Origin of the sequence: Pseudomonas sp. R43(2017), assembly GCF_002112345.1 — a bacterium.
GTDB lineage: Bacteria > Pseudomonadota > Gammaproteobacteria > Pseudomonadales > Pseudomonadaceae > Aquipseudomonas > Aquipseudomonas kribbensis.
The window spans coordinates 231,665-252,605 of sequence record NZ_NEHJ01000011.1; the positions used below are offsets into that span (position 1 = coordinate 231,665).

The 20,941-nt window shown below is 61.9% G+C and carries 14 protein-coding genes and 1 pseudogene; 9 read left to right on the top strand and 6 right to left on the bottom strand.

Annotated features, from left to right (window positions below):
- Positions 1 to 96 precede the first annotated feature (96 nt).
- The 4 genes and pseudogenes from CAG02_RS27690 (at position 97) to CAG02_RS27705 (ending at position 3,169) form a co-directional block, all read left to right on the top strand.
- Positions 97 to 753: a DedA family protein gene (locus CAG02_RS27690; protein WP_085712304.1), complete on the top strand. Its 657-nt coding sequence runs from the start codon at positions 97 to 99 to the stop codon at positions 751 to 753.
- 4 nt (positions 754 to 757) lie between these two features.
- The gene (locus CAG02_RS27695) at positions 758 to 1,570 is read left to right on the top strand and encodes a zinc-dependent peptidase (protein ID WP_085712305.1); all 813 of its coding nucleotides are present in this window, start codon (positions 758 to 760) and stop codon (positions 1,568 to 1,570) included.
- Between the two features lie 112 nt (positions 1,571 to 1,682).
- The gene (ppa, locus tag CAG02_RS27700; protein ID WP_007933577.1) at positions 1,683 to 2,210 is read left to right on the top strand and encodes an inorganic diphosphatase; all 528 of its coding nucleotides are present in this window, start codon (positions 1,683 to 1,685) and stop codon (positions 2,208 to 2,210) included.
- A 221-nt stretch (positions 2,211 to 2,431) separates the two neighbouring features.
- Positions 2,432 to 3,169: pseudogene (locus tag CAG02_RS27705) on the top strand (helix-turn-helix transcriptional regulator).
- A 903-nt stretch (positions 3,170 to 4,072) separates the two neighbouring features.
- Here CAG02_RS27705 and CAG02_RS27715 read toward each other — a convergent pair.
- From CAG02_RS27715 to CAG02_RS27740, 6 genes are read right to left on the bottom strand one after another with little or no spacing between them, the layout of a single operon-like run.
- Positions 4,073 to 4,885 (bottom strand): YfaP family protein, encoded by an 813-nt coding sequence (locus tag CAG02_RS27715; protein ID WP_085712307.1) that lies wholly within the window; start codon positions 4,883 to 4,885, stop codon positions 4,073 to 4,075.
- Positions 4,886 to 4,888: 3 nt separating this feature from the next.
- Entirely contained in the window at positions 4,889 to 6,508 is a 1,620-nt protein-coding gene (locus tag CAG02_RS27720; protein WP_085712308.1) for a DUF2300 domain-containing protein, read from the bottom strand.
- A 1-nt stretch (position 6,509) separates the two neighbouring features.
- Positions 6,510 to 11,075, bottom strand: coding sequence for an alpha-2-macroglobulin (locus CAG02_RS27725; protein ID WP_085712309.1), 4,566 nt, complete (start codon positions 11,073 to 11,075; stop codon positions 6,510 to 6,512).
- On the bottom strand, positions 11,072 to 11,737 hold the full coding sequence (locus tag CAG02_RS27730; protein ID WP_170931650.1) for a DUF1175 domain-containing protein: 666 nt from the start codon (positions 11,735 to 11,737) through the stop codon (positions 11,072 to 11,074). Before CAG02_RS27730 ends, CAG02_RS27725 begins: the two co-directional genes overlap by 4 nt.
- Positions 11,707 to 13,419 carry a DUF2138 domain-containing protein gene (locus tag CAG02_RS27735; RefSeq protein ID WP_085712311.1) on the bottom strand — a complete coding sequence of 571 codons (1,713 nt, stop codon included), beginning with the start codon at positions 13,417 to 13,419 and terminating at the stop codon, positions 11,707 to 11,709. Before CAG02_RS27735 ends, CAG02_RS27730 begins: the two co-directional genes overlap by 31 nt.
- Before the next feature lie 51 nt (positions 13,420 to 13,470).
- Positions 13,471 to 14,262: a YfaP family protein gene (locus tag CAG02_RS27740; RefSeq protein WP_085712312.1), complete on the bottom strand. Its 792-nt coding sequence runs from the start codon at positions 14,260 to 14,262 to the stop codon at positions 13,471 to 13,473.
- A 277-nt stretch (positions 14,263 to 14,539) separates the two neighbouring features.
- Between CAG02_RS27740 and CAG02_RS27745 the strand changes: the two genes are divergently transcribed.
- The 5 genes from CAG02_RS27745 to CAG02_RS27765 all read left to right on the top strand — a co-directional run bounded on the left by CAG02_RS27745 (position 14,540) and on the right by CAG02_RS27765 (position 20,938).
- On the top strand, positions 14,540 to 15,685 hold the full coding sequence (locus CAG02_RS27745; RefSeq protein WP_085712313.1) for a Fic family protein: 1,146 nt from the start codon (positions 14,540 to 14,542) through the stop codon (positions 15,683 to 15,685).
- Positions 15,686 to 15,773: 88 nt separating this feature from the next.
- Positions 15,774 to 16,016 (top strand): exodeoxyribonuclease VII small subunit, encoded by a 243-nt coding sequence (locus CAG02_RS27750; protein ID WP_007894317.1) that lies wholly within the window; start codon positions 15,774 to 15,776, stop codon positions 16,014 to 16,016.
- On the top strand, positions 16,013 to 16,900 hold the full coding sequence (gene ispA / locus CAG02_RS27755) for a (2E,6E)-farnesyl diphosphate synthase (RefSeq protein ID WP_085712314.1): 888 nt from the start codon (positions 16,013 to 16,015) through the stop codon (positions 16,898 to 16,900). The genes CAG02_RS27750 and ispA overlap by 4 nt, the downstream gene beginning before the upstream one ends.
- A gap of 91 nt (positions 16,901 to 16,991) precedes the next feature.
- Positions 16,992 to 18,890 (top strand): 1-deoxy-D-xylulose-5-phosphate synthase, encoded by a 1,899-nt coding sequence (dxs, locus tag CAG02_RS27760; protein ID WP_085712315.1) that lies wholly within the window; start codon positions 16,992 to 16,994, stop codon positions 18,888 to 18,890.
- A gap of 164 nt (positions 18,891 to 19,054) precedes the next feature.
- Complete coding sequence (locus CAG02_RS27765) at positions 19,055 to 20,938, top strand: TonB-dependent receptor domain-containing protein (RefSeq protein WP_085712316.1); 1,884 nt, start codon at positions 19,055 to 19,057, stop codon at positions 20,936 to 20,938.
- The last annotated feature ends 3 nt before the right edge of the window (positions 20,939 to 20,941 follow it).

The following is a 20,941-nucleotide window of genomic DNA, read 5'->3' on the forward strand; positions in this document are numbered from 1 at the left end:
CTTTCCGGCTTGTAAGAAAAACTACACCCGCTTGTAGGCTTACACCGAATCATCCGCACAGGCCTGCCGAGTCGGGCCATCACCACAGGTGCCCACATGGATTTCAACCCGATCGACATCATTCTGCATCTCGACGTCTACCTCGACATGCTGGTGAACAACTATGGGACCTGGATCTACGCCATCCTGTTTCTGGTTATCTTTTGCGAAACCGGCCTGGTGGTCACACCGTTCCTGCCGGGTGATTCGCTGCTATTCATCGCCGGCGCAGTGGCTGCAGGCGGCGGTATGGACCCGGTGCTGCTGGCGGGCCTGTTGATGCTGGCGGCGATCCTCGGCGACAGCACCAATTACGTGATCGGACGAACGGCTGGCGAGAAGCTGTTCAGCAACCCGAACTCGAAGATTTTCCGTCGCGACTATTTGCAACAGACCCATGATTTCTACGACAAGCACGGCGGCAAGACCGTGACCCTGGCGCGCTTCCTGCCGATCATCCGCACGTTTGCACCGTTCGTCGCCGGTGTCGCCAAAATGCCTTACCCGCGTTTCTTCGGCTTCAGCGTATTCGGCACCATTCTGTGGGTCGGCGGCCTAGTGACCCTGGGCTACTTCTTCGGCAACGTACCGTTCATCAAGAAGAACCTGTCGCTGCTGGTCGTCGGCATCATCCTGCTGTCGCTGGTGCCGATGATCATCGGCATGCTGCGCAGCCGCCTCGGCGGCGCTGGCTCCAAAGCCGAATCGCGCTGATCCGATGTGGTCACTGAGCGCCTGGCGACGCCGGCGCACTCTGGCGAAGCACCCGATTGCCGATGACATGTGGCAGCGGGTGCGTCACCACTTGAGCTTCCTCGACGGCATCAGCGCCACGGAAGATCAGTGGCTGCGCGAAGCCAGCGTCCTGTTCCTCGAAGAAAAGCACCTGACCGCCCTGCCCGGCGTCGAACTGCATCAGGAACAACGCCTGCTGCTCGCCGCCCAGGCGCAATTGCCACTGATGCACCTTGGCGATCTGAACTGGTATCAGGGCTTCCATGAAATCATCCTGTACCCCGACGACTTCCTCAGCCCGCAGCGCCATCGTGATGCCAGCGGCGTCGAGCATGAATGGGACGGCGAACACAGCGGTGAGGCCTGGCAGCAGGGGCCGATCATCCTCGCCTGGCCCGGAGTGATGGCCAGTGGTGGCTGGGAAGGCTACAACCTGGTGATCCACGAGCTGGCGCACAAACTCGACATGCTCAACGGCAACGCCAATGGGCTGCCGCCGCTGCACGCGGACATGCGGGTCAGCGCCTGGGCCGAGGTCATGCAAAAGGCTTATGACGACCTCAACCGCCAGCTCGACCGCCATCCGGACGCCGAAACCGCCATCGACCCGTATGCCGCCGAGAACCCGGCCGAGTTCTTCGCCGTCACCAGCGAGTACTTTTTCAGCGCCCCGGATCTGCTGCACGAGGCTTATCCACAGGTGTATGCGCAGCTGCAGCTTTTCTACCGACAGGATCCGCTGGCCCGACTGAAGCAACTTCAGGCCACGGACCCGGTCTATCAGGCACACGAGTAAGGCCTGGACGACCTTCGGTGCATGGCATCGCGGGTGGAATATGCCTATAATCGCCGCCACTTTTTGGTCAATCCGGCCAAGTGTTTTGGTCTACTAACGGGGGCAACGCCCAATGAGCTACAGCAAGATTCCGGCTGGCAAAGACCTGCCGAACGACATCTACGTCGCGATCGAGATCCCGGCCAACCACGCGCCGATCAAATACGAAATCGACAAAGACAGCGATTGCCTGTTCGTTGACCGTTTCATGGCCACCCCGATGTTCTACCCGGCCAACTACGGTTACATCCCGAACACCCTGGCTGACGACGGTGATCCCCTGGACGTGCTGGTTGTAACCCCTTACCCGGTTGCTCCAGGTTCGGTGATCCGTGCTCGTCCGGTCGGCATCCTGAACATGACCGACGACGGCGGCGGCGATGCCAAAGTCATCGCAGTCCCACACGACAAGCTGTCCCAGCTGTACGTGGACGTGAAGGAATACACCGACCTGCCAGCCCTGCTGATCCAGCAGATCGAGCACTTCTTCGCGAACTACAAAGATCTCGAAAAAGGCAAATGGGTGAAAATCGAAGGCTGGGACGGCGCTGACGCTGCCCGCGCCGCGATCACCAAGTCGGTTGCTGCCTACAAAGGCTAAGCCTCGCGACCTGCGACACGCTTGAAGAAAACCCCGGTTGATCCGGGGTTTTTTGTGCCTGCCTGGCGGGGCCTTAAACGACTTGTTTATGACGCCCTACAGAAAAGTTTTAGTGTGTGTAATTTCCCACAAGTACGTCTTACATCCCGTCGCAAAATTTGCCTCGATTTTGAACGCAAGGTTTATTCAAACCGCTCTAGGCCGGCCGTAGACTCGTGTTTATGAGAAAGAACACAAGCGGTCCAAGATTCAAGGCACTCCTGGAAGCTGCGAACATCACCACCACGGGATTCGCAAAGTTCTGGGGCACGGAAGCCCAAAACGTTCATAACTGGTACACCCGGGGCGTACCCGCGTACCGCATGGAAGAAGTCGCGCGCCTGCTGTCCGTCAACAGCCAGTGGCTGAAAACCGGCGAAGGCCCGAAAGAGGCGCCGCACCTGTACACCGCCGGCGATACGCTGGATGCCCAGGCGATTCAGGGTGTCTATACGGTGCTCGAAACCAACGACATCGAACTGCCGCTCTACAAGGAAGCCCCGACTGCACCTGGCTCCGACAAAACCCATGTCATCAAGGACCCGGAGCAAACCATCCGCCTGCCCCGCAGCCATCTCGAAGCCCTGGAAATCCGCCACACCGACGCCATCTGCACGCACATGATCGGCAACAGCATGGCCGAGAAGATCGAAGACGGTTCCACCCTCGCCATCGACCGCGGCCTCACCCAGGTGGTGGACGGCGAAATCTACGCCATCGAACACGACGGCATGTTGCGCATCAAATACCTGCACCGCATGCCCGGCAACGCCCTGCGACTGCGCAGCCACAACAGCGCCGAATACCCGGACGAAATCTTCCGCGCCGCGCAGATCGAGTAGCAAAGGATTCATGTCCTGGGGTGGGTGTTCTGGTGGTCGACCCTGGGCAAGCGGCGGCCGGTGGTGCCGTTTCTCTGAGTCACCCGGTGTGGTGGGAGCCAGCCTGCTGGCGATGAGGCCCTGAAAGTCGGTACAAATCCCGGATTTTCTCCAGTTTGATCGCTCTAAACCGCACTTCAAGCTGGGAATCAGAAGCAAAACTCAGTATCCTGCGCCCCACATTCGCGCATCGACCCGCCCAGCGGCCCAGATGACGCCTGACGCGGCAGACCACTGTCTGACCAAGTCCCACAGCCGGACGCAAGATCCGGGTGTACGTTTTGAAGGCTGGCGCGGTTTACCAAAAATAAACCAAGCCAGTCCCCGAGAAGCCGGCCACAAGCCGGCTTTTTAATGCCTGTCGGAAAAGTGGTTTTCGAGAGCCGTTCAGCCAATTGCCGATCAACACACAAATTGTGCAGGCACTACTTGCACAATTGTTCAGCAAAAAAACTCTTGGCAATTACGATGCTTAAAGCACTACAAGGACGTTCTAGATTGCTCCCATCTGCCCTGAGTTCACGCCTGAAATACGTCGGACTGGTTTCGACTATATGTCTCAGCCTGACAGCATGTGTGGGAGTAGGCGTTTCCCTCCCTGAAAAAACCACACTCAAAACCGACGCCTACAGAGCACAAAGCTACCGCTCGGCTCCGCCACAGATCACCAGAACAGCAAAATCGACACCCGTCCGAGAATGGTGCGGAATTACCGTCTGGGCGCTGGTAGTTCCGGTGCCATTGAAGCTGCCGGTGTGCACGTCGTACTCCGAGCAATCCTTCGGCAAAGACGAATTCGGAAACGAAGCCGTTCTGCTCAACACCGAGCAAGAAGTGCCATCTCCGCTATACGCTTGTGGCCCATTCATGGTGCTGGGACCCATCGTTCACGGATATGAAGGCAATGCACTGTGCGGGGTTTTTCCTAAATGATTCGATAGTTCAGGGATAACTAAACGACTTCACCAACGTCAACTCCCCCACCGCCCGCATCGGCACCACGAACGTTTCCATCTTCTCGCTCGGCGTCCCTTCTTCGGTAATCACCGTCACCTGCGCGGTGGTCAGCGGCTGCACCGCCTCTTCCCCACCTTCGTCATCACCGCGATAGCCACCACCGAAGTAATTCACATACACCAGATACTGCCCCTTGATCGGCGCCGGCATGGCGAAGATTTCCGGGCCGTAACCGGTGGTCACGTCGACGTCCAGGGCGGCGCCGTTGGGAGCGACGCGGTCGCCGTACCAGATGTGTGCGCCGTCAGGTGTGATCAGGTGCAGGTCGAGGTCGGTGCCGTCGCTGTCCCAGGACAGCAGCACGCGCAGTTTGGCCGGGGTGGCGCCGCCGCTGGCGTTGAGGAACTGGGTGCGGTGGCGTTGCTGGCCGTCGGGGCTGCGGACTTCGACGCTGTTGCTGCCTTTGGGGAAGGAGAACGGGCGGTCGAAACGGCCGCTGTCGTCGATTTTCAGCGGCATGCTGACGCCATTGACGATCAGCCGGCCGGGCTCTTTGCTTTTCGGTGTGGCCTTGATTTCACCGCTGATACGGGCGGTGTTGGCCTGGCCGACCGGGGTGTTCACCGAAGAGGCCGGGTAGTTGACGGTCTGGCGGAAGTTTTCACCGTCGCCCTCGGGTGCGCCGCTGCGCCAGCCGCCGACCGGGGTGTCGAGTTTGACGCTGTCGGCGGCCATCGCCATCGGCCATGCATTGAACGCGCAGAGCAACAGCAAGACCTGTGGATAACGGAGTGTCATGGTCTATTCCAGCAAAAGGTGACGGGCGAGCCCTTCGATGTAGGTTTCATCCTGGCCGTTGGGGTGTGCTTCAAAGGCCAGGTGCAGGTATTCGTGAGTCAGGTCGAGGCGATCCTGCAACGACAGCACGCCGCGCACGTAGATGCGCTGGCGTTCGCGGTCGACGAAGGGCCGGCCGAAGGCGAGTTTGCAGACGGCGAATGTGCTGACTTCGTTGTAGCCGGTTTCGCTTTCCAGCTTCGGACGCCAGCCGCGCCGCTGTTTTTGCAGCCAGTCCTGCGCGGCGGGCAGCGCTTCGCAGGATGCCACCGGGTTGTCCCAACGGCTAAGGCTGGCGCGCGGATAGGCGTGCAGCAGAATCGCGTCGTAGCGCTGGCCGGCGTTGGCTTGTTCGACGGCTTGTTGCCAGGCCAGCTTGTCGGGGCCGGGTTGATCGGAGTGATAGGTGACAGTGCTCCCGGCCAACACCAGATCCGCCGTCCACGCGGCGATGTTGCGCGATTCGGCGGAAGCAGGACGAGGGGCGACGCGCTGGCGGGTGCTGCTGTCGTCGATGCTCAGGCATTCGCCGTTGCGCGTGGCGTTTTGCAGCAGATACGTGCGGATCGCCACGGCCAATGCTTTAGCCGCTTCGGCAGGTTCCGGTTTGGCTTCACGCTCAAGAACTCGAGCGACGTACTCTTCACGATCCAGCCGCGCCACAAGCTTGTCGTTGAGCAGAAACAGTTCGCCGTCGCTGTGGATATCCAGCGCATTGCCATTGGCGAATTCGACGCGATAATCGCCCTGCAACGGGCCCGAATCCACCACCCGATCACCGGCCAGAACACGGCTAAGCGGATAGCGCGCGAACAGATCGACCTCGACGCATCGCCCCGCGTCCACCGGCCAGGAAGCAGGTAACACCGTCGCCAACGCCGAACCGTAGTGCCGCAGAACCATCTGACTGGTGCCCCGGCCACCGGCCCAGATCGGCGAGCCATCCGCCGTCCAGCCAGCGAAACCGCCCTGGCGTGATTGCGGGTCCTGATCACCGAGCCAGCTCCAGGTTTTCACCCGCAAGCGTCCGCCGAGCTCACCGACGACATTGCCGTCCGCCGCGTTCAGCACCACGTCGAGCAGCACCCGGCGCAGCTGATCCTGAGCCGGCAACCAGGATAAAACCTTCAGCAAGTCAGCCACGGACACCCGAGTAGCCGGTTGCACCGATGGCAGATCCAGCAACCACGACGGCGCCTGTCGCGCCTGCCAATAGGATTTCCAGTCGCCAGCGGTTATGCCCAACCGCGCCGGCTCGAAATACAACCCGCAGGATTTCACCAGCGCCTGATCACGCTCGATCTTGCCGCCCGCGGTGCAGCAATAGACTTCTTCCTTCGACTGTCCGCGGCATTCATACGCCGGCTCTTGCGCACCGGTATCCACCAGCCACGCGTAGACGAACACCTTCCACAGACTGCCCAGTGGTGTATCCAGCGACGACGGCAACGGCTCGCGAGCGGTCAGTTGCATGGTGTTCAGCGACAGCAGTTCGCCCTTATAGGCCACGCGCAGCGGTTCATCCTGCGCCGTCGCCAGCGCAGGAATCACACACATCAGCAGCCACAGCAGCGGCCGGCTCATATCAGTTGACCGTGACCTGCCCAAGGGCGGCTTTCGCCTCCTGGGCCTGATGCTGTGGCGCGTAGACCTGAGTGAAACGCACCGGCGGCAGGTTGAACTGGCCCTTCTGCGAGAAGCGCACCAGATGCCGCATACGCAATTCACCGCTCAGCGCATCCACCGGCACCGCGTAAGCCAGTTGACCCGGTTCGAACCGCGCTTTCTCCAGCGCGGTCGGCTCGGTGCCGTCCTTGCCCTGCAATTTGATGCCCCAGGTGGTGCGCTCGACATCGGCGCCCGGCGGCAGTGGCACTTCGAGCATGCCGTAACGTAGCGGTTTCGCTGCCTTGCTGGTGAGGATCACTTCGTCCAGGTACAGGCTGTCGCTGGATAGAGGTTTAGTGCCGACCGGTTCCAGTTTGAAGGTGAACGCTTCGTCACCCGGCACCAGACGCGACAGGCGACGAGTGATGGTCACCGCCATCGGATCGACCGCCGGTTGTTGGGTCTGGAAGCTCAGCGCGGCACGCAGCGGACGCTCCTGAGTGCCCGACACCGACAACACGCTCGGCACCGGCGCCGCACCTTGCCACGTCCAGAACATCTCGCCGGTCGCGCCGTAGTTTTTCTTCCAGCCTTCGCCAGGAGCCAGCGCGATGGTCGGCGACGCCTGTGCGATGCTGCGTTGCAGCCAGGTCAGCGCCAGCGCGCGTTCGAGGGTCGATTGCTGCGGCAACAGGCGTTGCAGCAACGCTGTCGCGCGGGCCTGATCGAACGGTTGTAGCGATAGGTTCAATGCCTCGACAAACGGTTGAGAGCTGACGGCCAAACGCTGTTGCGCAGCGCCCAGCTGACGATTGAACGCGTCCGGCAAAGCGACTTTCGACTGGGTCGCCAGCGATGCGGTCAAGACCCGCGCCGCCGCCAGACCGAGCGCCGAATCCGGATCGCTCATCACCAGGCTGTCTTCACCGTCGTCCATCAGGTTCGCGGCATTACCCTCACCGGCCTTGGCTAGATCCTCCATCAAACCGCTGAGCAGCGTGTTGACCGGCAAATGCATCTGTTTGGCGAACGACAGGATCAGCGCCCGTTGCAACAATGGTGTGTTCGGCGCCTGCTTGGCGTAGACCTCCAGCACCCGCTGCCAGTGCTCCGGCGGCAGGGTCAGTTCCAGCACCTGGCTGGCGTTCCAGTCGGCGTAATAGGCGTAAGCGGTGAGGAACGCATCCGGCTCACCGTCGAAGCCCCACCAGGTGAAGCTCGCCGACGGCCCGGCCATTTGCACCAGACGCAGACGGCTGTTCTGCATGATCAAACGCAGGCGGTCGCGGATCTGCGGGCTCGACGCCAGCGACGGATAAGCGATGCTCAGCGGCAGCAAGCGACTGGCGGTCTGCTCGACGCCGCCGTACGGATAGCTGAGCAGATCGTCGAGGGCCGAACGGAACAACGCTTGCGGGCTGTCATCCAGACGCAGGCGAATGTCGGTGGCGTCCGCCGGCAGGCTCAAAGGCGTGTCGCCGCTGGCTACCTCAATGCTCTGGGTCTGCGTCACTTGCCAGCCTTCGCCGGTGGCGGTCAGGCGCACCGCGAGGGCGTCGGCGGTTTTGCCGTCCTGCACCAGCTCGGCTGTCCACTCGCCGGAAGCCAAGGCGAAGGCCGGCAGCGGCAGGTAGTTGATGCCGTTGTTGAGGGTCACCGGCAGGCGCTGTTCGGCGCCGGCGTAGTGGGTCACCAGTTCAGCCTTGACCGGTTTCTCGGCCTGGTTGAAGGCGAACACGCCGAGTTGCGGCTGATCGCCCTTGCGGAATTTACTCGGCCCGCTCCACTTCAGGTACAGCGGTTTTTCCGAGCGAACAAACTGCTTCTTCTGCCCGACCTGACCGTCATCGGCAATCGCCCGCGCGGTGATGCGCCAGCGGGTCAGCGAGTCCGGCATCTTGAAGGTGAAGCGGGTCTTGCCGTCGGCGTCGGTCAGCAGCTCCGGCTGCCACGCAGCGGTGTCGACGTCTTCGCGGCGCGGCCGCTCCAGCACTTTCACCCCACGTTCGCTGCGGTTGGCCTTGCCCGGTGCACCGGGGCTGCCCGGCAATGCCACGTCGTAGCTGATGAACGACAGGCTGGCGCTGGTGCGCACGTTGTTGCGGCGCGGGTGGTAGAAGAACTGGTCGATGGTCGGCGCGACTTCCGGTTGCAGCGCGTAGACCATTTCATCCACCACGCTGACCGTCAGGTGCGCCGGCACTGCCTTGCCGGCGAACTGCGTGGTCAGGTCGACCGTCACGGTATCGCCCGGCTGATAGGTTTCTTTGTCAGTCTTGATCGCCACGTCGATCTGCGGCGCGACGACCTTGATCCCGGCATTCTGGAAGCTGTACTGACCGCCCTTGGTGTACAGCACCGAGAACGTCAGGTTCGGCGCGAAGTTGTCCTTCACCGGGATGCGTGCGCGGTATTGGGTTTCGCTGAGTTTTTCCAGTTTCAGCCAGTCGCCGCCCTTGGCCAGCAGCGCAGTGGCTTCGACCTTGTCACGCTCCAGCGACAGCAGTGCATCGCTGACCGGCTCCGGGAAGGTGATCAACGCCAGTGCTTCGTCACCGGCCTTGTACTCCTGCTTGTCGAGGACGATTTCCACGGTGCCCGGCACAGCCTTGACGCCGTCGCCGGTGACCGAATGACCGGTGCCGCCAAGGACCCGGCCGAACTGATCCTTCAGCGACAGGTTATAGGTACCCGGACGATCGAACGTCACGCTGAAGCCTTTGTCTTTCGCCGCCAGTTTGCCTTCGCCGGTGGTCTGGTCTTCCAGACGCACCCAGCTGTAGCTGCTCGGCACAACGGCTTGAGCCTGTTCGCTGCCACCTTCGTTGGCGTAGCTGAACGCGACCTTGTCACCCACCGCGCTGAAACGCTGCGGCGCAGCCAGGCGGAAGCTGGCGGCGCCGCGGTCGATGAGGATTTCCTTGGTGGTCTTGACCCGGTACGCCGCGCCATCGCTGGCGAACACGGTGAGCATGTAGCGGCTCGGTTTGTCGGCGGCCGGCAGGTCGAGGGTCGCGTTGCCCTTGCTGTCGGTGGTCAGTTCGGTGCTGGTCAGCTCCACCGGGAATTGCCCGAGGTATTGCAGTTCGTTGTCGACCATCGACAGTTGCTGGGCGCGCAGGCTCAGGGTCAGCTTGGCGTTGGCCACCGGTTTGCCGTCCGGGTACAGCAGCACCAGGCTGCCCTTCACCGGATCGCCAGTGCGGTAATCCTGCTTGGCCAGATTCAGCGAGATTTCGAAGTGCGGCTTGATGTACTCGGCCACCCGGAACGCGCTGCTGTAGGCCTGATCCTTGTAGTTGAAACGCAGCTCATAACCACCGGCCACCGCGTTGTCCGGCAACTGGAAACGGCCCTGGGTGCCGGCCTTCGAATCGAGTTTCAGGTCGAGGCGCTGCAACTCGGTGCCGGTGGCATCGAGCACGCTGACATTGACGTCCGCCGCTCCCGGCAATACCGAATCCCGTGCGTTCTTGAATTCACGTCCGACGATTTTCAGCGATACCCAATCACCCGGGCGATACAGCGGCCGGTCGGTGAAGGCGTAGAGTTTGGTGTCGTAGATTTCGCTGTCGTAATAGAAGTTTTCCGAAACGAATACGCCGCCCTCTTCGTCCTCGCCGATCACGAACGAGCGCTCCGGGCTGACGTGTTTCAGGCGCAGCAGACCATCGGTGTCGGTGGCGCCGCTGCTCATTACGCCCAGGCCGTCGGTCCACAGCACATTGACCTTCGGCACCGAGCTGCCTTCGTGTTTGCGCGCGGCCCACACCAGCAATTCATCACCGGCAATCTTGCTCACCGCCACGGTGTTGGAAACGAAAACCATGGTGGTCGCGCGGTACTTGCCGATCAGCGCTTCGACCAGGTACAGGCCCGGTTTCAGATTGCCCAGCGGGATGTACACGTTACCCGGCGCGACGCTGACGAACTCGCTGGACGACCCGGCCAGATTGACCCCGGCCGGTGGCTGGATCGGCTTGGCCTGCCACAGCGGATAGCGGAACTGGCTGACCACCGGCAGACCCGGAATCAGGGCGAACTGTGGTTGTGCGTCGTAAGGCGTCGGCGCGGCGATGGCATTGCCCATCTTCAGCTCCGGCACTTCCTCGGTGACTTGCTGACGCGACTCGTAGGAGAACGCACGCTGCATCACCCGACGGGATTTGCGGTACCAGTTGTCCCACAGGTACGCGAGGGTGTTCGACAGGCCTTCGCCCTTGAACTGGCCGTCGCTGACCACGCGGTGCAGGTTCTTCTGGCGCTTGAGGAAGTCCAGCGGCTTGTCGATCTTGTACACGCGGATGTCGGCGCCGCCGTACGGCTCCATGCGGAAACGGCGGTAGTCGCGGCCCGGCGCCTCGAGGCGCACCACCGCCTGCTCGTCGCTGGCGAAACTGCTGTCGGCCAGCAGGAAGAAGCTTTCACCGGAGACCGGCGTGTAGCCGCTTGGCTCCACGGAATCTTCGGCATTTACAGCCGAAAACGGCAGGGCTAACAGCAACAGAAAAGGCAGTAAACGCAGCATGCGGGCACCGGTCATTGGGAGAGAAAGTTCAGTCGATAGACGCCGATGAAGTTGGGGTTGGCTGCGTCGGGTATCCATCGGGTGTCCTTCCATGTCATGAGTTGCTGCAGGCTTGCCGAACGCATGCCGTTGTCGGTTGGGGTGGTCGTGCCGGTGTGATAGGCAATGTAGCGGCCCATCCAGATCATCAGGTGCTGGTCGTCGCCCTGATCGAAAAACATCAGATCGCCGGGCCGTGCCTGGGACACGTCGCGGCCGATCAGATGGCTGTTGAACTGAATCAGTTTGATCGCGTTGACATAGGGCCCGACCTTGCCGCCGCCCTGCTGCCATTGCTGGGCGAACTTGCGTTGCTCGTCGCTCAGCGCCAGCTCCGGCGGCAGGTATCGGTTGGACACGCCATTGCTGCGCAGCCATTTGTCGTCATGGACTTTTAGCGCTTCGTTGGCGGCAAACCGCACCAGCCCGGCGCAATCCTGCTGATACCAGCGCGGGCTCGGGCCTTTGCTCAACTGCTCCTGAGCGATGCGCACGAACCAGGCGCGAAAGACCTGGGACTGTGCTGGATCGAGGGCCGGCGCTTCGACCGCTCGGGCACCCGCGCTCAGTAACAGCGCGAGCAAGCCGAGACTGCGGATCAGTGCCGTCACAGCGCTTTCCACTCCAGCGGCAGCCATTGCCAGTGGCCGTCAGGCTCGCTGCCTTCCGGCAACGTCAGGGCGTATTTGCCCATGCCGCCAAGGGTGCGCAGTTTCGGGATCAGGTAGGTTTGCGCGGCGTTGTAGAACACCGGCTCCATGTCCTGGGGCAGGCTGTCGAGAGTTTCCTGCTGCATCAACTGGGCCATGGAATCAGGGCCGAAGTAGATCGGCATCAGCACGTCCTTCGGCAGCACATCGGCCATTGGCGGGAAGCGCTTGTCGAGGGTGCCGAGAGCCTTGTCGACCAGTTTGTCGTCGAGGGAAAACAGCAGCGTCGAACCGTGGCGCGCGAGGCTGACTTTCATGAAGGCACGGCCGGTGATCGCATCCGGATTCTCGGCATCCTTGGCCGCGTAAGGGCCGAAGTTGGAGCTGACCTGACGCTGCCAGAGGTGGCTCTGGCCTTCCTGCTTCTCGACCACCGGGAACGCGTGGTCGTCGACCTTGCTTTCGTAGGCGCCGACCATCGAATCGAACAGCGTGCCGATATCAGCGTCGAGCTTGCCGCTGTCCTCGTCTTTCAGACTGGCCACCAGCAACGGTGTGTACAGCCGCGAATCGGCGTACCAGCACAGGCCCGCCGCGCCGGCCACGTGTTCGGTGAGTTTCTGCGCTACCGCTTCTTCGGCGCCGAGTTTCACCAGCAACGGTTTCTGCGGTTCGGCCGCCACCGGCAAGGTCACGCAGGCACTGGCGCCCAGCGGCATGGCTTGCCAGACCGGTTTGAAATCGAAGTCCGGCTGGTTGTCCAGCTCATCCATGGCCAGGAAGCTGTGCCAGCCCTTGTCGTCCATGTCGAAACGCAGCCCGGCGAAATTCGGGATGAAGCGCTGATAACCCATGGCCAGGACGCTGGAATTGACCGACAGACGCTGCTTGGTTTCAGGTGTCTTGGCCGGCAGCCCGAACGCTTCGGGGAACAGTTTCTCGCCATTGAGCAGCGCCGACAGGGCTTGTGGCGAGACGTGGCCGGACTCTTCGGAAGCGCCACTTTCCGGGTCGTAGAACTTGGCCGGATTCGACAGCACCACCAGCTTGTCGCCACGGGAGGCGAACAACAGGGATTTGCTGGCGTTGTAGGTCAGTTGATACAGCGGCACGTCCTCACCGCCGACTTTCAGGGTGCTGAACACGCTCAGTTGCGAGTCATCCAGCGCCACTTTCGCCAGCGGCTCCAGCAGCTTGGCCAGGCCGCCGCGATCCATCACCAGCAGGAAATCCTTCAGGCGACCATCGGCGCCGCGCCACAGCGCCACGTCTGCCGGTTGATCGAAGAGTTGCTCGATCAGGCTGTCCTGCAGCTTCAGATCATGCTCGTAAATGATCCGTCGCAGACTGCCGATCAGCCCGAGACGGTCGGCGTGGGTTTCGTAATAGAAGACGAAATCCTCGGTCAGCGTGGCCTTGAGGAACGGCACCGTCAGCAGGTCCTTGGGCAACTGGCTCAGGGAACGGGTTTCCAGCAGCGCATCCGGGCGGCTCAGGCCGAGCTTGTCACTGGCCAGTGCCGCCGCCGGCACTTTGGGCTTGTGCATCAACCAGCCGAGCCCGCCCGCCACGCCGGCCACCAGGCACAGCCCGGCCACCAGCAACGGCCAGCGCCGGGAAGGTTTGGCAGTGGGTGCGGCGGTCGCCGGGGTCTCAGTGTTTTCGCTCATCTTCTCGCTCATGTTCCCAAAGCTCGGCAGTTCATCCGTGGTGCGGGATGCTTAATAGTTGAAAGTCTTGACCAGCAGCAGATCACCGATGGCCCGCAGGGGCACGATGAACGTTTCGCGTTTTTCGTCGACGGTGTTTTCGTTGAGCACCAGCGTGATCTGCGAGGTGATGACCTCGTTCTGGTTGCTGGCCTCCTCGAAGTTATAGCCGCCGTCGCCGAAGTTGCCCCAATAGTTGACGTAAACCAGATAGGTGCCATGCAGCGGCGCGGTCATGGTGAACATTTCCGGGCCGGGGCCGTCGACGCCGTCCGGGTCCAGACCGCCGCCGTTGGTCAACGCCGTGTGGGCGAAAAACGCATGCTGGCCGTCCGGGGTAATAATGTGCAGGTCGAGTTCGGCCTTGGGATCGTCCCAGCCGAGCACCACGCGAATCCGCGCCGGTGTGCGCAGGTTGTTCGCTTCATAGAATTGAACACGCTTGAGCGACTGGCCTTCTGCACTGCGCACTTCGACGCTGTTGGAGCCGGCGCCGAATGCATAGGGCCGGGCGAAACGCCCATCGTCGTCGGTGTACAGGTTCAGCGGATTGCCATTGACCGCCAGGGTGTGCGGCCCGCGCTGATTGCCAATGGCCTTGAGCTGGCCCTGGATCATCGTGCGATTGCGCTGGATGCCGCGATCGATCGGCGGCGTGGGATAGGCGACTTGCGGGTTTTCACTGCGGTCGAGCAAGCCATTGTAGCGCCAGCCGCCCACCGGCTCCGAGATCTCGGCAGTCGGCGCGGCCGACAGCGCCGGCGCGCAGGCCAGGCCGATCAGCAGCAAAAGAAATGAACGCATGTGATGCCTCCTGCCATGCCTGAACGAAACCTTGCACCCGATCCTCGGTACTTCACAGCGGTGAAAACTGCGTTTCGTCTGAAAGACCCATGACTGTCGGGTCGTAGAAGGCGCGAAGGTTAGCGATTCGGCAGTTTTTTAACAATCGGATACATCTTGAAATGCGGTGGGAATCACGCCCTCGGGTGGACGATGAGCCGAATAGGCGTCATATTCGGCTCACCAAATGAGCCGAATAGCATTTCTATTCGGCTCACGCACTCAGGAATGGCATTTCATGGCAACTCTCTGGATCTGGCAGCAGCCCGACTGGCCCGACTTCAACTGGCAGGCAGAGCGTCTCACTGCGCTGTTGCGCGAATGCGTTCAAGCGCAGGGACAATTGATGGGCATGGCGGGATCAGTGGGCAATTCACTGAGCGCTCAGACTGAGCTGGACGCGTTGCTGCAAAACATCGTGACCTCCTCGGCCATCGAGGGGGAACAGTTGAATGTTGAATCCGTGCGTTCTTCATTGGCACGGCGCCTGGGGCTGGAATCACCGGATGGCGACAACGTCAGCAAGCGCAGCGAGGGGCTGGCGCAACTGATGCTCGATGCCACTCAACGTTTTGCCGAACCGTTGACGCTGGAACGATTGCTGGAATGGCATTCATGGCTGTTTCCAGAACAGGAGAGTGGTTTCCTTTCGCGTGCAATCAATGTCGGCGCATTACGCGGCGATGAGCCGATGCAGGTGGTTTCAGGGCGAATCGACCGTCCGACCGTGCACTTCGAGGCGCCACCGCGACAAGGCCTTGAGCGGCAACTCGACAGTTTTCTCAAGTGGTTCGACGCCAGTCGGCATCAGGCAGGCCTCGATCCTTTGCTGCGAGCCGGCATCGCACATTTCTGGTTCGTCACCTTGCATCCATTCGACGACGGCAATGGGCGCCTGACTCGCACCCTTACCGATCTGGCACTGGCACAGGGCGAAGCGCAGGCGATTCGTTTTTATGCGATGTCGGCCAGCATTCTCGAAGATCGCGCTGGCTATTACCGCATTCTCGAATCGAGCCAGAAAGCCACGCTGGACATTACCGACTGGCTCACATGGTTCCTGCAAACCTTGCTGCGCAGTCTGCAACAGGCCATCGCGCGGATTGAAAGTGTGTTGGGAAAATCACGCTTCTGGCAGGCGCACCGTGAATCCGGGCTGTCGGCGGAGCAGATCAAAGTGCTCAATCGTTTGCTCGACGGTGGTGAGCGCGGTTTCGAGCACGGTATCAGTGCAGCGCAATACCAGAGTGTGGCCAAGGTCTCCAAAGCCACGGCGACCCGACATCTGGCGGAACTGCTGGAAAAAGGCTGCCTTCAACGTCTTCCGGGCGGCGGACGGAGCACTCGTTATCAGATCCGTTATCCGGTCGAATCGACTGACTGAGACCATTCTCCGTAGGCCCGCTCATTTGCCCATAAACCCCCTATCTGCTAGTGTCGCGCCGGTTTAACGTCAACCGGAATTAGCCGCCATGGCCCGCAAAAAAGCTGCACTGGATTTCGAACAGTCCCTCGCCGACCTGCAAACACTGGTCGAGCGTCTGGAGAACGGTGAATTGTCGCTGGAAGACTCGCTGACCGCTTTCGAGCAGGGCATCGGTCTGACCCGTGACTGCCAGGCAGCACTGGCCCAGGCCGAGCAGAAGGTCCAGGTGTTGCTGGAGCGCGATGGCGAGCTGGCCGAGGAACCCTTCGACGCGGACCAGCCAGAATGATCGCGGCGTATTCGGCGACCAGCCAGGCGCGGGTCAATGCGGCACTGGAAACCCTGTTCAACGCACCGCTGCCGGAACTGGCGCGGCTTTACGAAGCGATGCGCTACAGCGTGATGAACGGCGGCAAACGCGTGCGCCCGCTGCTGGCCTACGCGGCATGCGAAGCCCTTGGCGGCAAGGCTGAACAGGCCAACGGCGCGGCGTGCGCGGTTGAGCTGATCCACGCCTATTCGCTGGTACACGACGATTTGCCGGCGATGGACGACGACGATCTGCGTCGCGGCCAGCCGACCACTCACAAGAAATTCGATGAAGCCTGCGCGATCCTCGCCGGCGACGGTTTGCAAAGCCTGGCGTTCAGTGCCCTGCTCGACCCGCGCCTGAGCGACCTGAGCGCGGATATCCGCCTGCAACAAGTCACAGCACTGGCGCACGCGGCAGGCCCGGCCGGCATGGTCGGCGGCCAGGCCATCGACCTCGGCTCGGTTGGTCTGAAGCTCGATCAGAAAGCCCTCGAACAGATGCACCGGCACAAGACCGGCGCCCTGATCGAGGTCAGCGTCAAGCTCGGCGCCCTGGCCAGCGGCCGCGCCGAGAAGGATGAACTCAAGGCCCTGCAAAGTTATGCACAGGCCATTGGCCTGGCGTTCCAGGTGCAGGACGACATCCTCGACGTCGAAAGCGATACCGAAACCCTCGGCAAACGCCAGGGCGCGGACATTGCCCGCGACAAGCCGACCTACCCGGCCCTGCTTGGCCTCGACGCCGCCAAGGCTTACGCCCTGGAACTGCGCGATCAGGCCCTGCACGCGCTGCGACCGTTTGACGCGGCTGCCGAGCCATTGCGTGATCTGGCCCGGTATATCGTCGACCGGCGCAACTAAAGGCTAATCAGCCAAAAAAGACCAACGCGTGGGCAGGGGACGATGCATCAGGTAAACTGCCGCATCTTTTATACCTATAACGATTCGCCTGATGCCCACGACGTTCCATGAGATTCCCCGCAAGCGCCCGACCACGCCCCTGCTCGACCGCGCGAACACGCCGGACGGCCTGCGCCGGTTAGGCGAAGCCGAGCTGGAAACCCTGGCTGATGAGTTGCGCCTGGAATTGCTCTACACGGTCGGCCAGACCGGTGGGCATTTCGGTGCCGGCCTGGGCGTCATCGAGCTGACCATCGCGTTGCATTACGTCTTCGACACCCCGGACGACCGGCTGGTGTGGGACGTTGGTCATCAGGCTTATCCGCACAAGATCCTCACCGGTCGTCGCGAGCGCATGGAAACCCTGCGCCAGAAGGACGGCATCGCTGCATTCCCGCGCCGCTCCGAGAGCGAGTACGACACCTTTGGCGTCGGCCACTCCAGCACCTCGATCAGTGCCGCACTGGGCATGGCCATCGCCGCCCGCCTGCAGAACAGCGATCGCAAGGCGATTGCGGTGATCGGCGACGGCGCGCTGACCGCCGGCATGGCCTTCGAGGCGCTGAACCATGCGCCGGAAGTGAACGCCAACATGCTGGTGATCCTCAACGACAACGACATGTCGATCTCGCGCAACGTCGGCGGCCTGTCGAACTATCTCGCGAAGATTCTTTCCAGCCGCACCTACGCGAGCATGCGCGAAGGCAGCAAGAAAGTCCTGTCGCGCCTGCCCGGCGCCTGGGAAATCGCTCGTCGCACCGAAGAATACGCCAAAGGCATGCTGGTTCCCGGCACCCTGTTCGAAGAGCTGGGCTGGAACTACATCGGCCCGATCGACGGCCACGACCTGCCGACCCTGATCGCCACCCTGCGCAACATGCGCGATCTGAAAGGCCCGCAGTTCCTGCACATCGTCACCAAGAAAGGCAAAGGCTTCGCCCCGGCGGAAGTCGACCCGATCGGCTACCACGCCATCACCAAACTCGAACCGCTGGACGCCCCGGCCGCTGCGCCGAAGAAGGCCGGCGGGCCGAAGTATTCCGGCGTGTTCGGTGAATGGCTGTGCGACATGGCCGCCGCCGACCCGCGCCTGGTGGGCATCACCCCGGCGATGAAGGAAGGCTCGGACCTGGTGGCGTTCAGCGAACGCTTCCCGCTGCGCTACTTCGACGTGGCGATTGCCGAGCAGCACGCCGTGACCCTCGCGGCCGGCATGGCCTGCGAAGGCGCGAAACCGGTGGTGGCGATCTATTCGACGTTCCTGCAACGCGGTTACGACCAGTTGGTGCATGACGTCGCGGTGCAGAACCTCGACGTGCTGTTCGCCATCGACCGCGCCGGTCTGGTGGGCGAAGACGGCCCGACCCACGCCGGCAGCTTCGATCTGTCGTTCCTGCGTTGCATCCCGGGCATGGTGATCATGACCCCGAGCGATGAAAACGAACTGCGCAAGATGCTCACCACCGGTCACCTGTACAACGGCCCGGCGGCGGTACGCTATCCACGCGGCACCGGCCCGAACGCAACCATCGAAAAGAACCTCGAACCGATCGAGATCGGCAAGGGTGTGGTGCGTCGTCAGGGCAGCAAGGTTGCCCTGCTGGTGTTCGGCGTGCAGCTGGCCGAAGCGCTGAACGTCGCCGAAACCCTGGACGCCACCGTGGTCGACATGCGTTTCGTCAAACCGATGGACGAAGCACTGGTACGCGAAATCGCCAACAGCCACGACCTGCTGGTGACCATCGAAGAGAACGCGATCATGGGCGGCGCCGGTGGCGCGGTCAGCGAATTCCTCGCCCGCGAGAACATTCTCAAGTCGGTGCTGCACCTGGGCTTGCCGGACATTTACGTCGAGCACGCCAAACCGGCGCAAATGCTGGCCGAGTGCGGGCTAAACGAAGCCGGCATCGAAGCGGCGGTGCGAGAGCGCCTGGAGCTGCTCAACCGCTAATCGCCAGATCTGTGAACAACCCTGTGGGAGCGAGCTTGCTCGCGAAGACGGACAGTCAGTCGACTCATTCTTGACTGACACACCGCATTCGCGAGCAAGCTCGCTCCCACAGTGGTTTGTGCAGCTTTCAATATTCAATTCGCTTTATGTACCAACGGACTCCGATGAACCTCTCGCGTCTCGCCCTACCCCTCCTCCTGCTGCCAACCACCAACGCCCTCGCCGACACCTTCGAGCGCGATCAGGCCCTGAAGCTGCCGGACGTGCTGATCAGCGCCAACCGTCAGGTGGAAGCGCGCAACGACAGCAGCGCCGCCAACACCGTATTCACCCGCGAAGACATCGAGCGCCTGCAACCGAGCAGCGTCACCGACCTGCTGCAACGGGTACCCGGCGTGCAAGTGGCGCAAACCGGCGGGCGCGGCAGTCTGCCCGGCATATACATCCGTGGCACACAATCGGCGCAGAGCCTGGTGCTGGTCGACGGCCAGCGCATCGGCAACTCGACATCCGGCGACAGCAATCTGCAACACCTCAACATCGAGCAGATCGAACGCGTCGAAGTGCTGCGAGGTTCGCGTTCAGTGATTTACGGCAGTGATGCGATTGGCGGTGTGATCCAGATCTTCACCCGGCGCGGCGCCGAGCAAGGTTTGCAGCCGCGGATGCATCTCGGCTTCGGCAGCAACCAGACCTGGGAGCGCAGTGTCGGTCTCTCCGGTGGCGATGAGAAAACCCGCTTCAACCTCGGCGCCAGCCTCGATGAAACCGCCGGCATCGACCGCACCCACGAGTCGTATCCCAGCGACAGCGATCACGATGCCTACCGCAACAAATCCATCAGCCTGAGCCTCAGCCATGCGCTGACCGATGACATCGAAGTCGGCGCCAACCTGCTGGATAACCGTGGCAAAAGCGAGTTCGACAACCCGTTCGGGCGCTTTGACCCGGTCACCTTCGACTCCGTCCAGCAGCAGCCCTACAGCGATTTCACTGTCAGCAGTTTCAGCAGCTACATCGATGCGCGGATCAACGAGCGCTGGAAATCGCGCCTGGAACTCGGCCATAGCGAAAACCGCGACAAGTCCCTCGACAAGCTCAGTGACGAACGCTCGGTGTTCAACACCTACCGCGACTCGGTGACCTGGCAGAACGACCTGACCCTCGATGCACGCAACAGCTTGATCCTCGGCGGCGACTGGTACGAAGACCGGGTCAACAGCAGCACCGCGTTCGACGAAGACAGCCGCTGGAATCGCGCCGCGTTCATCCAGCATCGCTTCCAGGCCGACAGTTTCTCCACCGAACTGGGCCTGCGCCGTGACGACAACCAGCAGTTCGGCGGCCAGAACAGCTGGAGCGGCACGCTGACGTTGCCGGTCAACCCGGACAACGATCTGTTGCTCAGCTACAGCGAAGGCTTCCGCGCACCGACCTTCAACGACCTGTATTACCCGGACTTCAGCAACCCGAACCTGAAACCGGAAACTTCGAAAAGCTACGAGCTGCAATGGCGCAGTCAGTTGAGCGACAGCAGCCGCCTCGAAGCGTCGCTGTATCGGACCGATCTGCAAGACGCGATCATCTTCGGCAGCAACTCACGCCCGGAAAACGTCGCCTCGGCGCGGATCAACGGCTTCGAAGCAGCGCTGAAACAGGAGCTGTTCGGCTGGCAGAGCAACCTCGGCGTGGCAATCATTGATCCCCGCGACCGTGACACCGGTCACACCCTGGCGCGCCGTGCCCGTCGCACCTTGAGCTGGGATCTGGATCGGCAATTCGATCGCCTCGGCCTCGGCGCCAGTTGGCAGGCCGTCAGCAGCAGTTATGACGACCTGAAAAATCAGCAGCCGCTTGGCGGTTATGCGCTGCTCGGACTGCGCAGCAGCTGGGCGCTGGACCGTGAGATCAAGCTGGATTTCAAGGTGGATAACCTGCTGGACAAGGGTTACAGCCGGGCGCTGTACAGCCATGACGGCAGTCAGTATGGCTATCGTGAGGAAGGCCGGGCATTCATGTTCGGGGTGACCTGGACGCCGCAGCTCTAGCGG

Bases quoted from the DNA above. Each gene is read 5' to 3' on its own strand.
- CAG02_RS27690 (WP_085712304.1), top strand. From the start codon at position 97: ATGGATTTCAACCCGATCGACATCATTCTGCATCTCGACGTCTACCTC.
- CAG02_RS27695 (WP_085712305.1), top strand. From the start codon at position 758: ATGTGGTCACTGAGCGCCTGGCGACGCCGGCGCACTCTGGCGAAGCAC.
- ppa (WP_007933577.1), top strand. From the start codon at position 1,683: ATGAGCTACAGCAAGATTCCGGCTGGCAAAGACCTGCCGAACGACATC.
- CAG02_RS27715 (WP_085712307.1), bottom strand. From the start codon at position 4,885: ATGACACTCCGTTATCCACAGGTCTTGCTGTTGCTCTGCGCGTTCAAT.
- CAG02_RS27720 (WP_085712308.1), bottom strand. From the start codon at position 6,508: ATGAGCCGGCCGCTGCTGTGGCTGCTGATGTGTGTGATTCCTGCGCTG.
- CAG02_RS27725 (WP_085712309.1), bottom strand. From the start codon at position 11,075: ATGACCGGTGCCCGCATGCTGCGTTTACTGCCTTTTCTGTTGCTGTTA.
- CAG02_RS27730 (WP_170931650.1), bottom strand. From the start codon at position 11,737: ATGGCTGCCGCTGGAGTGGAAAGCGCTGTGACGGCACTGATCCGCAGT.
- CAG02_RS27735 (WP_085712311.1), bottom strand. From the start codon at position 13,419: ATGAGCGAAAACACTGAGACCCCGGCGACCGCCGCACCCACTGCCAAA.
- CAG02_RS27740 (WP_085712312.1), bottom strand. From the start codon at position 14,262: ATGCGTTCATTTCTTTTGCTGCTGATCGGCCTGGCCTGCGCGCCGGCG.
- CAG02_RS27745 (WP_085712313.1), top strand. From the start codon at position 14,540: ATGGCAACTCTCTGGATCTGGCAGCAGCCCGACTGGCCCGACTTCAAC.
- CAG02_RS27750 (WP_007894317.1), top strand. From the start codon at position 15,774: ATGGCCCGCAAAAAAGCTGCACTGGATTTCGAACAGTCCCTCGCCGAC.
- ispA (WP_085712314.1), top strand. From the start codon at position 16,013: ATGATCGCGGCGTATTCGGCGACCAGCCAGGCGCGGGTCAATGCGGCA.
- dxs (WP_085712315.1), top strand. From the start codon at position 16,992: ATGCCCACGACGTTCCATGAGATTCCCCGCAAGCGCCCGACCACGCCC.
- CAG02_RS27765 (WP_085712316.1), top strand. From the start codon at position 19,055: ATGAACCTCTCGCGTCTCGCCCTACCCCTCCTCCTGCTGCCAACCACC.